Source organism: Mesorhizobium sp. USDA 4413 (assembly GCF_056280365.1).
This window is the reverse complement of sequence record NZ_JBVPRP010000001.1, coordinates 2,226,515-2,241,638: the sequence shown is the minus strand read 5'-3', so window position 1 is coordinate 2,241,638 and position 15,124 is coordinate 2,226,515. Positions and strand designations below refer to the sequence as shown.

At 59.3% G+C, this 15,124-nt stretch carries 12 protein-coding genes, 1 pseudogene and 1 riboswitch; of the genes and pseudogenes, 6 read left to right on the top strand and 7 right to left on the bottom strand.

Annotation, left to right across the window (positions count from 1 at the left end):
- Positions 1-315: 315 nt before the first annotated feature.
- Entirely contained in the window at positions 316-819 is a 504-nt protein-coding gene (locus ACVMIM_RS10955) for a cadmium resistance transporter (protein WP_476111932.1), read from the bottom strand.
- A gap of 507 nt (positions 820-1,326) precedes the next feature.
- Complete coding sequence (locus ACVMIM_RS10950) at positions 1,327-2,238, bottom strand: LysR family transcriptional regulator (RefSeq protein WP_040985442.1); 912 nt, start codon at positions 2,236-2,238, stop codon at positions 1,327-1,329.
- Between the two features lie 428 nt (positions 2,239-2,666).
- On the opposite strand from ACVMIM_RS10950, the gene ACVMIM_RS10945 reads away from it, so the two are divergent.
- The 5 genes and pseudogenes from ACVMIM_RS10945 to ACVMIM_RS10925 all read left to right on the top strand — a co-directional run.
- Positions 2,667-3,464 (top strand): calcium-binding protein, encoded by a 798-nt coding sequence (locus ACVMIM_RS10945; protein ID WP_040985443.1) that lies wholly within the window; start codon positions 2,667-2,669, stop codon positions 3,462-3,464.
- 351 nt (positions 3,465-3,815) lie between these two features.
- Entirely contained in the window at positions 3,816-5,486 is a 1,671-nt protein-coding gene (locus ACVMIM_RS10940) for a type I secretion system permease/ATPase (protein ID WP_052457892.1), read from the top strand.
- Between the two features lie 106 nt (positions 5,487-5,592).
- Positions 5,593-6,906: an HlyD family type I secretion periplasmic adaptor subunit gene (locus ACVMIM_RS10935; RefSeq protein ID WP_040986124.1), complete on the top strand. Its 1,314-nt coding sequence runs from the start codon at positions 5,593-5,595 to the stop codon at positions 6,904-6,906.
- Between the two features lie 322 nt (positions 6,907-7,228).
- A riboswitch (TPP riboswitch) is annotated at positions 7,229-7,341 on the top strand.
- 110 nt (positions 7,342-7,451) lie between these two features.
- Positions 7,452-7,601 (top strand): hypothetical protein, encoded by a 150-nt coding sequence (locus ACVMIM_RS10930; RefSeq protein ID WP_476111930.1) that lies wholly within the window; start codon positions 7,452-7,454, stop codon positions 7,599-7,601.
- A gap of 14 nt (positions 7,602-7,615) precedes the next feature.
- A pseudogene (locus tag ACVMIM_RS10925) lies at positions 7,616-7,739 on the top strand (thiamine phosphate synthase); the annotation flags it as partial.
- Between the two features lie 341 nt (positions 7,740-8,080).
- Here the strand turns inward: ACVMIM_RS10925 and acuI are convergent.
- The 5 genes from acuI to ACVMIM_RS10900 all read right to left on the bottom strand — a co-directional run bounded on the left by acuI (position 8,081) and on the right by ACVMIM_RS10900 (position 13,608).
- The gene (gene acuI, locus ACVMIM_RS10920; RefSeq protein ID WP_040985444.1) at positions 8,081-9,067 is read right to left on the bottom strand and encodes an acrylyl-CoA reductase (NADPH); all 987 of its coding nucleotides are present in this window, start codon (positions 9,065-9,067) and stop codon (positions 8,081-8,083) included.
- 99 nt (positions 9,068-9,166) lie between these two features.
- Entirely contained in the window at positions 9,167-10,339 is a 1,173-nt protein-coding gene (locus ACVMIM_RS10915) for a CaiB/BaiF CoA transferase family protein (protein ID WP_040985445.1), read from the bottom strand.
- A 38-nt stretch (positions 10,340-10,377) separates the two neighbouring features.
- Positions 10,378-11,925 (bottom strand): acetolactate synthase large subunit, encoded by a 1,548-nt coding sequence (locus ACVMIM_RS10910; RefSeq protein ID WP_040985446.1) that lies wholly within the window; start codon positions 11,923-11,925, stop codon positions 10,378-10,380.
- Positions 11,926-12,088: 163 nt separating this feature from the next.
- Entirely contained in the window at positions 12,089-12,880 is a 792-nt protein-coding gene (locus tag ACVMIM_RS10905) for a hotdog fold domain-containing protein (RefSeq protein WP_040985447.1), read from the bottom strand.
- 320 nt (positions 12,881-13,200) lie between these two features.
- Positions 13,201-13,608 (bottom strand): cupin domain-containing protein, encoded by a 408-nt coding sequence (locus tag ACVMIM_RS10900; RefSeq protein WP_040985449.1) that lies wholly within the window; start codon positions 13,606-13,608, stop codon positions 13,201-13,203.
- Between the two features lie 348 nt (positions 13,609-13,956).
- Between ACVMIM_RS10900 and ACVMIM_RS10895 the strand changes: the two genes are divergently transcribed.
- Positions 13,957-14,700: an SDR family NAD(P)-dependent oxidoreductase gene (locus ACVMIM_RS10895; RefSeq protein ID WP_040985452.1), complete on the top strand. Its 744-nt coding sequence runs from the start codon at positions 13,957-13,959 to the stop codon at positions 14,698-14,700.
- The last annotated feature ends 424 nt before the right edge of the window (positions 14,701-15,124 follow it).

Sequence of the window (15,124 nt, the reverse complement as noted above, 5' to 3'; positions counted from 1 at the left end):
TATTCGCCGGGGCCATCTCTGAATTTTCCTGGAGCCGGCCAAGAACGCTGCGTTGTCGGAACCGACAAATCCTTCTGCGGCCTGCAATTAGCTGCCGGTGTCGCGCGTCATGGAAAATTGCCCCTCGGCGCCCACGAGGAATTGCCCCTCAGTGGATAGCACGGCACTTATTTCGGCAGAATTCGGGAGCGTGTTCCAAAGCCGGAAGAACTGGGCTACCTTGTATGTTCCCAAACTCATCAGTGCGAGTGAGCCTGAATCGTAAAGGATGAATACGCCAATTCCGATAAGGGCAAACGGCACCAGCCAGTGGCCTTAGCGCCGAATCGGCGCGCCCAGGGATCGGTGATTCACCAGCCAGTGCGAGAACGCCAGCCAGACTGCTACGCCGATGGCAAAGACCGCGATTATGATGCCGATTTCGGCTCTGTTGCTTGTGGCAAAGACTGGCGTGTAGATGCCGATATTGTCGCTTCCGTTGGCGATCGTAACCGCTCCCACCGTAAGCAGGCTGTCTAGGCCAGCCTTGGGTACTTCCGCTTCGTCGCCATCATCACCGCCCCACGCGTCGTAAAGCTTTTTCAGGCCTATCAGGATCGGAAGGAACCCAAGCAAGCCGACATATGCAGGCGCCAACACCAAGGAGACGAGGGACGCTACGAGGCTAGCTGCCACCAGCGTTGAGAACCCCAGGTAATGTCCAATGATGACTTGGTGAGCGTGGAACTTGCGATGGCCGAAAAAGCCAAGCAGGACAAAGATGTCATCGATATTGGAGGCCGCGAACATGGTGATGGCCACACCAATGGTGCTCAGCATATGCAGAGGTCCGGTTTCGCGATGGCCCCTTCTCACCTCACAGGCTGGCGCGGTCAACGCTCCCTATCCGATGCCACGGCGCCTACATCGCCGCTCCGGAGCCTCAACGCCGTGGCCTGGGAAATTCGCTTACGAAGAATCTGCGCGTGCCAGCTGCTCGCAGCATTGGAGGGATCGACGTCGTGCGCTAAAATCGAGCCTGCCCCAGAGACCGGCTCCCGAAGGCTGGATCGATGTAACGAACGCTTATGGCCACGATCTCATCGAGAGTGCGATCGCAGCGGTCCGTTTGGAGTCGAGAAGGCAAAGAGACGTACCTGAGTTGCCCCCCGCTGGTAGGAGGGAGATGCTCAGAAGACCCGATGGGTTGGAGCTGGAAAGACATACCCAACTGGAGCGGATCGTGATGCCGTGTGCTGTCCGAATCGCAGTTGGGCTCACTAGCAGGGACACAGTCGCGGCGCCCGACCATCGAGGTTTGTGTCGTCGGCCAGCCTGCGCCACGGCTCATATGTCTGTCCGAGCCGCCTCCTCCAGCAATCTTTGCCGCATCCAAATACTTGCCGGATCGGTGTTCTGTTGGGCTGGCCATTGGACGGCCTCAACGAATGCTGGAAAGGGTAATGGAAGGTCTACCACCTTGAGGGGCATCATAGCGGCGAAATGCTTCACAAGTCGTAGTGGGATGGTGGCTATGCGTCTCGTGCCGGAGAGCATTGGTGGGATTGAGCTGAAGGAAGGAACGGTCACTTCAACACGCCTTTCCATTCCGAACCCGAGCAACGATGAGTCTTCAACGGCTGGCCTGTGGGGATTCCCAAAACGCGTCACCACGTGTCCCATCGCCATGTATTTCTCGAAGCTGAATGGGCCGTAGAGTTCCTCGTTCGAGCTACAGCCAACGCACACAAGCGTATCCTCGAACAGAATCGCCTTAGGATGTGCGTTCGAAAGAAAAGCATCAGGAAGAATGAGAAAATCCAGATCGCCGCGCCGAAGTGCCTCCTCGCCAGCATCGGCAGGACTGACCAAATCAAAGGCAACAGAAGGAGCATCTCGTGCAACGCGCTCCACGACCTTTCGAAAGAACACGAGCGTCATGAAGTCGGAAACCATGACCCTGAAACGGCGGTCCGACTGGGTGGGATCGAACGCGCTCTGGCACAAAACAGAAATCTGGAGCTGCAAAAGAATGCCGCGGACCGCGGGGGCAAGCATTTCGGCTCGCGGCGTAGCTAGAAGCTTGCGGCCGCTCATCGTAAAAAGTTCATCTTGAAAATAGCCGCGAAGACGAGCCATTGCGGCGCTCATGGCTGGCTGACTGAGATTGATGCTTCGCGCCGCAGCGGTAAGGTTGCGCTCGGTCATTAGCGCATCGAACGCGACAAGAAGATTCAGATCCAGGCCCTTAAACCGCATTCGAATCCACAACCTGAATGGTTCGCATCCAAACAATCATTTTTACAACGCGCCACCAAGCTTGAGCAAGTTCCGTGCACCCGATCAACATTGTCGACGGCGAACGGGTGCAGCCGCTTGGCCCATCAGCACATCACCGACGGCTACAGCGGGTTACCGGCACAGTCGCGCAATCGGCAGATTGGAGGCCGCAAACAATCTCGTCGCGCAATGACCCCATGTCCGATCACCATGAGGCGCTCTGGTGACCCAAGCGGATACTAGGAACGTGGCAGGTCAAAGATCGGACCGGCACGGCCGGCGACGCGGCGACCTTGCAGCGACCCTCTGACATCCATTTTATGGATGGTAGCCATAAAGACAATCCATTTGTGGTGGCTCGTCAATCCACGTAAGGGCGATGGGCTTCATTCACAAGGAGTGTCGGCATGGTCATTAACGGTGGTCCGAGCGACAACAATGCCATGGGCGGTGGCGGCGACGATCTTGTAATAGATCCCACCGGCAATGACTGGCTCGACGGCGGCGGTGGCAACGACTTCATCTCGGCCGGAGAGGGCAACGATCGAGCCTTCGGCGGCCTGGGCAATGACAGCGTCTTCGGCGAAGAGGGCAACGATTACCTTTACGGCGACGATGGCCCCAACCGACCAAGTCCGGCCGGTCAGGATAATGACAAGCTCTACGGCGGTCCCGGCGACGACGTCCTTTTCGCAGGCAATGGCGGAGATCTCCTGTTTGGAGGCGAGGGTAGCGACACTTTCGTGTTTCAGTCCCACAACCCGACCCCCGGGGCGGTCGTGGAGGGCGCGTCCGAAACCTACGCAGCCATAGTGGATTTCGACCCGGGTCAAGATACCCTGGCGTTCGATGCGAAAGGGTATTACGCGGACGGCCTAGGAGCAAATTTCGTCAGTCACACCAGCTCGCGACCTGGTCATCCGGTGGACATGTTTTATGCCGGCGCTGCCTCGGGCGCGAATGGCGAGCACGTCGTGGTGATTACCGACAGAAGTTTTACCGATGGCGGCGGAGCTGCGAATGCAATTTCCGGCGAGCACGCCGGCGATATCATCGCGTACTTCAACGACACCACACGCACGGTTCATCTGGGCTTTGTTACAGCTGAAAACAAGGTGGACGAATTCGGTCAGTTGATCGGTCCCCACAGTCCGGCCGATCTCGGCGGGCTGCACCTGAGTGCCGAGGACTTCGCCTTTGTCTGATCCGGCAAATCCGCACGGAAAAACATGCTCGTCATCCCTGTGGAAAGATCGTTCTGCTATTCGGCCTTCTGCTCGTGGCGCAACGAGCAGCCGCGGTGTTGTGAATGTGCAGGAGCCTGTGCGTCCTTAACAAATCAACCTCTTCTCGCTTGATGACATCGAGCGGGAGGTCGTCGCCCTGTCCGACAGCAACGGTAGTCATCTGCAGTTAAGACTGGCAGGTCTGCGGATGTTGTGGGCTAATCTGGAGCGTCTCTGTCCGTGTCTTAGCGTTGCTTTACTCATGCCGATGCCAACATCCGAGACCTTTCGCTTCATTGCTGAAAGTTTTCCCAAATATAGGCAACCTATGTGAGGCCTTTCCTTTCGATCTCTACAATTGTTGGGATTTTTTTTCTCAGTGGAATTGTAAATATACTTTCACTAACATCGCCGTTGTTCATGTTGCAGGTCTATGACCGTGTTTTGGCAAGCGGAAGCGTTCCCACACTGGTTGGTCTCGCGGTCCTCGCTGCGGGGCTTTATGCGTTCCAAGCGCTGCTCGACATCCTGCGTGCCCGCGTTTTGCTGCGGATCGGCGAGCAGTTCGATGGCCAGTTCTCCGGACGCGTTCACGATGTCATCGTTCGTCTTCCGCTGTTGATGCCCATGCCAGGCGACGGATTGCAGCCGCTTCGTGATCTCGACAATATTCGCGGGTTCCTCGCTGGAAATGGTCCCATGGCATTCTTGGATCTGCCATGGATGCCACTGTACTTTGGCATTTGCTTTTTTTTCCATTTCTGGCTCGGCATGACCGCGTTTGTCGGGGCGGTCCTGCTCATATCTCTGACGCTTCTTACCCATGCTTTGTCGCATCGGCCGATCCGCGAAGCGATCACGCACAACATAGTCCGGAACGCTCTGTTAGAAGCAGCGCGCCGCAATGCCGAGGTCGTACAAGCTCTCGGTCTGCGAAATCGGATCGCGATCCGATGGCGCAAGGCTAACGATGAGTACCTCGTCGCTAACCGGAAAGCCGGTGACGTGGCCAGTGGGCTCGGAGGCGTTTCGAAGTCACTACGGATGATGCTGCAATCGGCCATTCTTGCAGTCGGCGCATGCCTCGTCATCATGCACGAAGTTAATGCTGGGGTTATCATTGCAAGTTCGATCATGATGGGACGCGCGCTCGCGCCCGTCGATCTGGCAATCTCAAGCTGGAAGCCATTCGTGATGGCCCTTCAGAGCTGGGCGCGGCTGAGAGACCTTCTGAAAGAAGGCCTGCAAGCCGCTCCGGTAATGCCGCTGCCCGCACCGGTGCGCGAATTGCGCCTTGAGGGTGTGACAATAGTTGCGCCAGGTAAAATGAAGCCGAGCGTGACCGGCATTGAATTCACACTTCAGGCCGGAAGCGCACTCGGCATTATTGGCCCGTCCGGTTCGGGCAAGTCGATGCTCTCGCGCGTCATTGTCGGCGCATGGAGTGCCGCTGCCGGAAAGGTTCGCATTGACGGCGCAAGCTACGATCAATGGGACCGGGAAGAGTTGGGCCGTCATATCGGCTATCTTCCTCAAGGAGTCGAACTGTTCAACGGGACCGTTGCTGAAAACATCGCTCGTTTTGAGCATGATCCTGATCCCGACGCAGTGATAACCGCAGCAAAGGCCGCGGGTACCCACGAACTGATCCTGGGATTGGAACGGGGCTATGAAACACCAATCGGTGTGGCCGGCGCCTCACTTTCCGCTGGACAACGCCAACGCATCGGGCTCGCCCGTGCTCTCTACCGCGATCCTTTCCTTGTTGTTCTTGATGAACCCAACGCAAATCTTGATGCGGAGGGCGAAGCCGCCGTCATTAAGGCGATCGCCTCGGTGCGCGCACGTAGGGGGATTGCCGTCGTCGTCGCTCATCGCCCGAGCGCCATTGAGGCCGTGGATCAGGTTTTAATGATGGAAGGGGGCCAACAGAGAGCCTTGGGTCCACGCGACCAAGTGCTTGCCGCGGTTTTGAAGCGGCGGCCGAGGGCACCAGTCTAGGACAGATATAGGCTGGGATGGGCTTTTGGAATGTGGCTTTGCAAGGATTTGCAGAACAAGGACTTACATGGGGCAAAGCGAAGCGGCGGTCCAGAGGGAGGGTCCGATGTCCAACATCGATAAAACCAATGAGGTTTCCCGATCCATTCGGCACCACCTATTGGCAGGCGTTCTGGCGAGCGCAGGTCTTGTTGGAGGGGCCGGAGCCTGGGCGGCCGTCACAAATCTCTCCGGTGCGGTTATCGCGTCCGGCCACTTTGTCGTCGGTTCTTATGTGAAGAAGGTACAGCATCCAACAGGTGGGGTGGTGGAAAAAATCCTGGTGCACGAGGGCGAAAAGGTAAATGCCGGACAGGTTCTCGTGCAATTAGACCCCACTCGCGCGCGCACCAACCTCGCTATTGTCACGAACCGCCTTGATGAGCTGGCGGCCAGACTAGCTCGACTCGAAGCTGAGCGCGATGAGTTGACGGAGATTGTCTTCCCAGACTGGCTGCTGGCCCGCAGAGAGGTTGCGGAGGCGGCCTCGGCAATCCACAGTGAGAAGCGGTTGTTCGAGTCCCGCAGACAGTCCCGTGAAGCAAAAAAAGCTCAACTGGCGGAGCGTATTGCTCAGTATGCGTACGAGATCGAAGGCCTTAAGGCGCAAGAAATTGCCTATAACAGGGGCATCGACATTCTGGAAAAGGAAATTGCTGCTTTGAGTGGGCTGCGCGAACAACGCATCGTGTCGGACCAACGCTTGAACAGCCTGAAAACTCAGCTTGCCACGTTCGGCGGCGAACGCGGTGAGAAGATCGCTTATCAGGCACAAACGGCGGGCCAAATAGCCGAAACGCGCCTGCAGATCGTGCAAATCGACCATGATCTCAAGGCAGAGGTTGGCCGGGAGTTAACCGAAGTTCAAGCGCAGCTGGGAGAAAACCTTGCACGCAAGGTAGCAGCCGAGGACGAACTCAGACGAAGCGATATTGTCGCGCCACAGTCAGGGGTCGTTTATCAACTCACAGTCCATACGATTGGCGGTGTGGTCGCACCTGCAGATCCAATCATGCTAATTGTGCCCGAAGGCGACGAGCTCGCGCTGGAAGCGCGAATTCAACCGAAGGATATCGACCAGATCCAGCTTGGTCACAAGGCTATGCTGCGGATGTCGGCCTTCAACCTGCGGACCACGCCGGAATTGACCGGATATGTGAGCCTGATCGCGGCCGATTTGGCAACCGACGAAAAAACAGGCGTTTCCTATTACTTGGTGCGCGTATCGGTTCCTCATGCGGAGCTGACCAAGCTAAAGGACTTAACGCTCGTGCCCGGCATGCCGGCCGAAGCGATGATCCAGACCGCAAGCCGCACAGTGCTTTCCTATCTTGTGAAACCGCTCGCCGACCAGGTGGGTCGCGCGTTCCGCGAGGAATAGAAGTTCAGCTTGAAGCCCAGCTGCGAACGTGAGCGCGATGCAGGCGAAAGTAAGCAGCCGTCCATAGTCGCCATTTCCGATCCCGATCGTCAGCTCACCTTGGTCGTGACGAGGTGGCCGACACGCAAAGACCATCGTCCTAAAGGCACGCATCCTTGGCGTCAGTGGTTGAGCGAAGCTCGCTGAGGCAGGTAGCTCCAACTGCGAGGGTCTGCCATGCCTCAAACGGGCAGCGTTTGTCGCCACCTCGGCGCGATCATTCCTATCGATACGCGTTTGGCATGCCGCAGTTGACACACACACCCAGCATCGTCCAACCCAAGCGCCTCATCAGGGGAGTCCCGGCGAGGGGGTGAGATACTGCTAACAGCACGCAGTGACCCATTGAACCTGATCCAGTTCATACTGGCGTAGGGAGGGTGCGAGGCTCTGCGGGTTGGCGGTCCGGCTTCGGTATTCGGGCAATGCCCGTATTCCAGGCGAAGCGTCACTTCCTCCGCCGCGTGAACTGGGTCTCCGTTGCACTCGAGCAAGGAGGCTCACTCATGAATGGCCACACCCCGACCGTCACCGTCGGCGAACTCCCCGCTTCCAAGAAGGTCCACAAACCAGGCCAGCTTCACCTGGACCTGCGCGTGCCGATGCGTGAGATCTCGGTCCGCCCGAGCGTCGGCGGGCCGCCGGTGACGGTCTAAGATTCGTCCCTTCACTGCGGCGGGAAATTCGAGCCTCGAAGGCAGTCTGTGACCGCCACGGCTGCCAATTCATTGTCAACGACTACTGGCGCCTTGCGACTCGAGGAAAATTGCAGTTTCGTTCATCTCGGCCAGGAGGGAGGCTGATGTGAAGGCTGGTTCAGGGCAACCCGGTTGGCGACCAGCGGATTCTTTGCCCGGATACGCAGTATGGCGCGCAAAACGGGCACGGGGTTGCTCGCTACCATTGTCAATCTCACGGTCAATTTGCTTAGGTTTCCGGGCTTTCCATCAGCGCGTCGTGATAGGCAAAGAACGCCCGGAATTCGTGCGATGCGTCAGCACCAAAAGCCTTCTCGGGATGAAGCTGACTTTTCCTGCGCGGCGAGGACTGCGTTCGCAGATGACGTACGGCGTGTCCGACACATGCGGGAAGCGGCCGATGGCGGGTTGAGTACTGCCCACTATTCTTGGTTACATCAAAGGTCGTTGACCGGAACGACAACACGGCCGCGCACGGCTCCCGCGATGAGTTGTTCGGAAACCTTGACGGCGTCCTCGATCGCAATGCGTTTCACCATGGAATCCAGAAGGGTCGGATCGAGGTCCTCGCCAAGGCGCCGCCAAGCCTCACGTCGCTCGTCAGTGGGACACATCACGCTGTCGATCCCTGCAAGCGTGACGCCACGCAGAATAAACGGCGCGACCGTTGCGGGGAAAGTCATGTCCCCAGCAAGGCCACAGGCCGTCACAACGCCCCTGTATTTCAGTGACGCGCAGACATTGGCGAGCACATATCCTCCCACCACGTCGACAGCGCCCGCCCACTGTTCCCTTGCGAGCGGTTTAGCCGGTTCGCTGAAGTCCGATCGCGGCAGGATACGCTTGGCGCCGAGTTTTGTGAGGTACTGCGCTTCCTCGGTGCGACCGGTAACAGCGGCCACCTCGTAGCCGAGCTTGGCGAGCACGGCGATCGCAACGCTGCCGACGCCACCAGAGGCGCCGGTCACCAAGACCTGTCCACTTGCGGGCGTGAGCCCGTGCCGCTCCAGCGCCATGACGCAAAGCATCGCGGTATAGCCCGCCGTGCCGATGCTCATGGCCTGAGAGAAGCTGAAGCTTGGCTCCAACCGGATCAGCCATTCACCCTTCACCCGGACGACTTCAGACAGTCCGCCCCAGTGGACCTCGCCGACCCCCCAGCCATTCAGAACGACCTTGTCACCGGACCGAAAAGACGGATTGTCCGAGTGTTCGACGACGCCTGCGAAATCGATCCCAGGCACCATCGGGAATCTCCGAACGACCGGCGCCTTGCCGGTGATCGCGAGCGCATCCTTGTAATTCAGCGTCGAACTCGCGACACGGACAGTGACATCGCCCTCTGGTAGCTGCTCCTCCCGCAACTCGGACAGGCCGACGCGCTGCCCATTATCGTCTCTTTCAATCAGAAGCGCTTTAAACATGGTGGAAGCCCCTGTGAATTTCAGATCTATTTGTGCGTCTGCGAGTTTCCTTCACGCGCGCGCCACGCAGCCTGCCGGTCGCCGCACAAGTCGCCCACCTCAACTCTCTCCAATCTCGGCTAACACCTCTTGTGTGTGCTCGCCGAGCAAAGGAGGCGGGCGGTCGGCGGCCATGCGCATGCCGTTGATGGTGATCGGCGACCGAACGCTGGAAATCGAACCTCCTCTTGCGAATTTGCTAGGCAGATCAATTCGTATCTGGCGAGCAATCACCTGCGGATCATCGAAAACATCTTCCAGCGTATTAATCGGCCCTCCCGGCACACCTGCCTTCTCGAGGTGTCCCAGAAGGTCGGCGCGTGAGACCCGCGCCGTCAACTTGAGCATGTGTGGGATCAGGGTGCCGCGGTTGAGCACACGGCCTGCATTGGTGATATAGCGCTCGTCCCGAGCCAGTTCGGGCGCGCCAAGCAGTGTGATCAGCCGAGCGAATTGCGTGTCGTTGCCGCAGGCGACGGTGACATGTCCGTCGGAGACGGGAAACACCTGATAGGGCACTATGGCCGGATGCGCGTTGCCCATGCGCTTTGGCGCCTTACCACTGGCGAAATAGCTCGCCGCGTGATTGGCGAGGATTGCGACCTGCGTGTCGAGGAGCGCCATGTCGATGTAGGCGCCCTTGCCATTTGTGATCCGGTCGTTGAGAGCCGCAAGGATCGCGAGCGCCGAATAGATACCGGTGATGATGTCCGCGAAGGCGATGCCGCCTCTCATCGGCTCGCCGTTCGGCTCACCGGTCAGATCCATGAGGCCGCCCATCCCCTGGATCAACAGATCGTAGCCGGCGCGGTGCGAGTAAGGGCCATCTTGGCCGAACCCGGTGATCGAACAATAGATGATGTCGGGGTTGTCCTTCGACAGCCTCTCGTAGTCGAGACCAAATTTCGCGAGCCCACCGGTCTTGAAATTCTCAATCACGATGTCGGAGCGGGCTGCGAGCTTTTTGACGATACGCCGCCCTGCTTCGGTCTCGAAGTCAACGGCAACCGAGCGCTTGCCGCGATTGCAAGCGTGGTAGTAGGCGGCACTGAGCGGCTCGCCGTCGGCACCCTCGACGAAGGGCGGGCCCCATCCGCGCGTGTCATCGCCCGCGCCGGTGCGCTCGACCTTCACAACATCTGCGCCAAGATCGGCCAGGATCTGCCCAGCCCAGGGGCCGGCCAGGATGCGCGCCAGTTCAAGAACGCGAACGCCAGAAAGCGGTCCGGGCATTCAGTGGTCTCCTCTATAGATCAAGCGATGCCATCCGCTCACATCTGCACCTCAATCAGCCGCGGCCCCGGCTCAGCCAGGGCTTGTGCCAGTGCCTTATTGAGATCATCGACATTGGAGACCGCGCGGCCCGGTACTCCCATGCCCTTGGCCATTTCGACGAAGTCGAGATGCGGCCGGTCCAGCCTGAGCATGTCGAGCGCCCTGTGCGCTGGTTTGCCCACACCGACGCGATCGAGCTCGCCCCGTAGGATCTGGTACATCCGGTTTGCGAACACGATTGTGACGACGTCCAGGCCTTCGCGTGCCTGGGTCCATAGCGATTGAAGCGTGTACATGGCGCTTCCGTCGCCGACCAGGCAAATCACCTTCCTGTCCGGACACGCTATCGCTGCCCCGGTCGCGACCGGCATGGAGAAACCGATCGAGCCGCCCATGTTCTGCAACCAGTCGTGTGGGGGAGCAGCCGCCGTTGGAGGAAAGAAGCCTCGGCCGGTGGTGATGGATTCGTCGACCACGATAGCGTTTTCTGGGATCGCCACCGCCAGTGCCTGGGCAATCGAGGCGTGCGTCAGCGCGCCAGTCGGCTTGGTGATTTCAAGCAGCTGCCGCTGCCTCCGATCCTGTGGTCTGGAACCGACCGCCGCCGCCAGCGCCTCGAGCGCTGCGATGGTATCGTCGGCAGCTGTGGTCATGCGGTGCGTTTTGCAGCCTTGCGCCTTCAGCAAGCTCGGCTTGCCCGGATAGGCAAAAAATGCGACGGGATCGTTGGCTTCAACTAGGACGATATGCTTGAAGTCCTTCAAGGTCGCCAATGCCTGCTCGATCGCGTAGGGGATGCGCTCGATCGCGAATCTTCCTCCGCCACGCGCAGTACGAGGATTGTAAATCTGGCCCAGGACCGCACAGCCGGTCTTGCCGGCGATCTGCGCTAGCAGCGCAAGTCCCCGTTCGGTGAGGGCGCTGCCGGTGACCAGCAACAGCGCCTGCGCGGCGCCGCCATGCAAAACCCGGGCGGCATTATCGACTGCCTCTGCGGAATAGCCGTCGCGCTTGCCGGGGGTCGGCACCTGTGCAATGCCATCGGCATCATTCCAGCCAGCATCAGCAGGCAGGATCAAGGTCGCAATCTGAGGCGGTGCGCCCCTTGCGGCCGCGATTGCCGCAGCTCCGTCCGCGGCGACCGATCTGGCGTCAGGCGAGGTCCGCACCCAGCCTGACATCGGCCTCGCCAGACCCTCGACGTCAGAAGCCAGCGGAGCATCGTACCCGATATGGTAGACCGCATGCTCACCAACAATGTTGACAATGCCGGAATTGGCCTTCTTTGCGTTGTGGAGGTTGGCGAGACCATTGGCGAGACCGGGGCCGAGATGCAGCAGTGTCGAGGCGGGCGAACCCTTCATACGGAAGTATCCGTCGGCGGCGCCCGTCACGACACCCTCGAACAGGCCGAGCACGCAACGCATGCCCTCGACCCTATCGAGCGCGGCGACGAAATGCATCTCCGAGGTGCCGGGATTGGCAAAGCAGACGTCGACACCGCCTGCCACCAATGTCCGCACCAGACTTTCCGCACCGTTCATAGGCTTAGTTCCTCTTTGCAAATCTTCTTGTGTCGCAGTGAGGGCAAGCCCGACTGCCGTCGAGTGGACGGTCTTTTCGACCCAGAACGTCGCAGGGGTTTTGCTGTCCCGCCGTTGCCTCGATCGGGCCCATACCCTCAGGCGCTCTCAAACACCGCGGGCATCAGTTTGCGCGCGGCCGATAAATGGCTGTGTGGACAACGCGAGCGATGGCTGTGGCTGCATTGGCTACGATTAGGCCATCGAGCTCGACGAAACGGTGTCCCTTGCGCTCGTAGTTTCCGGTGACCCTGGCGCGCACCGTGAGTTCGTCGCCGACCCGAGCGGCGGCAAAGTGGTCGACCTTACTGGCGACATGTATCCAAGGCCCCAATTCGACGTTGTGCGAGAGCGCCCAGTTGAACAGACGCGGCAACTGACCGGGATGCGACAGCCCCTCGCGCGCATATATGGGGTCGCGCTCGCGCGTGTCGGCGACGTACTTGTCGGCCCATTCCTTCGTTATGCGTAAGGGACGGATGCCGAGCAGACGACCGACCTGCAGCGAAGTCTCGTCGGCAGGCTCCCGCTGCGCCACTGCGGCCGACGCGATAAAATTATCGATCGCGGGCGGCTTGGTGTTGGTCATCGCGGCGTGGCCGGTGGCGCAAATCTCGCCACGGCTTGCAAGCTCGATGTCGAGGCCGCCATTTGCCTCCCTAGCCGTAACCGTCGCGGTGTCACCCTCGTAGACGGGCTTGAGAAAGCGAGTTTCAAGACTGCCGGACGCAAGAAAGCTGCGACCCCAGCGGGCGACGGGCGGGTGGGCCATGTAGGCGTAGACGTCGACTCCGGGCACGAGCCCACCAGAGAAGCCGAACCGCCGCGCGACTTCGTCGTCGTGGATCTTGTTTTCGGAATCCCAAGCGCTGTTGTAGGCCACAACAGCGTAGGCTTCGAGGGGGGCAGTCGACATCGAAGGTCCTCTAAGTAAAATGGATCGGCGCTGCCGCTGCAACGCCGCCTTTGCGCCTGCGCCGGGATTGCTCCAGCGCTCCCGGCTCGGTGTGATGGAGCGGCGAATGGCCACTGACGACAAAAGTGAGCGCCGACGGCCGTTCGACGTCACCTTGCCCGGAGTTCACGGCCGGGGCACGACCTCTAGATCGGCGGCACCTCGCAACCGAATGAGGTCGCATGCCGCTCGGAAAGCGCGGCACTGCGACGGCACTGCCGCGGAGGCTGCAAGGTGTGTCGTGAAACGCCCGGCTGGACCAGAGCGCTCGAGCCGTCGCGTTACGCCTGTGGCGCTTCGACGATCCTGGTCTTGAAGTTTGCCGGCGCCACGATCTCGATGACTTCGAAATCCTCGGAGCAGGCAATCTCGCGATGCGGAATGCCCGGAAACTGATTGACGCAGTCGCCTGCGCGGATCGTCTTCTGGCCTTGGCCGGCATATTCGTAAGTGGCCCAGCCGTTCAGGACGTAGACCATCTGGAAGGTGCAGTCGTGGACATGCCATTGCTGCACTTCATCTTTCGTCTTCTTGCCGTTGTGACGGACCAGATGCGCGATGTAGTCGCCATTGGTGCTGCCTTTGATACCAAGATCTCGGTATTCGAATATCTCCCGCATGCCGGGCGTCCACTTGGCCGAGGTCGCGACATCGTGGTTGAATTTCCATCCGTTGGTGCTGTTGGTCACGTCTTCCTCCCAAACAGTGTTGGATTGGGTTAGCCAATCGCCTTGAAACGATAGGGGTGCGCCGAGTGCAGGGGGCAACCCCTAGGCCCGTCAACAGAGTACGCACATAGTTTTACCTATAATTTTGGAAAGTCAACAGATTTTTCCACAATCGTTGAGAGTTTCCATTTCGAGCCGTGAGGCACCAGTGATTTATCACGCACGGAATTGACTCTTCGTATTTTCCGCAATTATCACTTTGTCGGAAAATATTGGAATTGTGGATATGGGCCTGCGTTGTCCATTGGGTCGCAATGCGCGGATGAGGAACCGCGCTGCCGACAAGCCAAAGTTCCTCAGGAGCCAGAGATGAATCGACTGACTGGGAAGACGGCAATCGTGACGGGCGGCGCGAACGGGATCGGCCGCGCTTTCTCCATTCGGCTCGCAGCGGAAGGCGCGAATGTCGCGATTGCCGATATCGCCGACGGCGTGCACACGGTCGCTGCAATCAAGGAGGTGGGTGGGAATGCGGTCGCGGTTCGCTGCGACATGACCTCAGAAGCGGAAATCGCGGCAATGGCCAAAGTGGCCGGCGACACTTTCGGCGGTTGCGACATCCTTGTTCACAACGCCGGAATCTATCCGACGACCTTATTCGAGCAGATGAGCTTCGCCGAATGGCGTCATGTGCTCGCTCTCAATCTCGACTCGATGTTTCACCTGACCAAGGCCGTGTTGCCGAACATGAGAGCGCGCGGGTGGGGCCGGATCATCGCCATTTCATCGACGACATTCCATTCCGGCATCGCCTGTAAAACCCACTACAGCGCCAGCAAGGCCGGGCTGATCGGTTTCGCACGCTCGTTGGCAAGCGAGGTCGGCGAATTCGGCATTACAGTCAACACGATTGCCCCCGGTTTCATCCGCACCGCGACTACCGAAAGCGGTCCGGAGTCCGACCGGTTTGACTCGCACGCTCAGCAGCAGGCCATCAAGCGCACCGGGATTCCGGAGGATCTGGTCGGCCCGATGGCTTTCCTGGCTTCGGACGATGCCGCTTTTGTTACGGGACAGACCATCCTCGTAGATGGCGGTTGGCGTTTCATTTGATCGACAAAGGTGTGCGGTCGGCATTCTCACTGGCGGCGGCACGTGGCAGCAACCAGAGCGTCGCTGAGTAGTTGGCCGCGCGCTGGTCGGGACGGCAAGCGTGTCATGCGACGCCATCAACATGGTTCGCGCCGCCAGTATCATGGCCCGTCGATCTTCCAGCACCCATCGCTTGTCGTCTTGGGATCGCATATTGACTTCGCATCGATCAAGGATTATTCGAATTCTGCGAGGATTGTGGAAAATTTCATATAAATGGAAAATCCTTGACGCTTGTCGATTGCATGATCGCGGCTCCCCATTCCGCCTGAGGGCACGGGAGGAGGCAGTCGCGAAGACGGCCGCCGAAATGTACGCGGGAGAATGCAGCATGAGAGCTAAATTAATCGGTATCGGATCGAACAGATTGCTCGCTAGGGTCTCT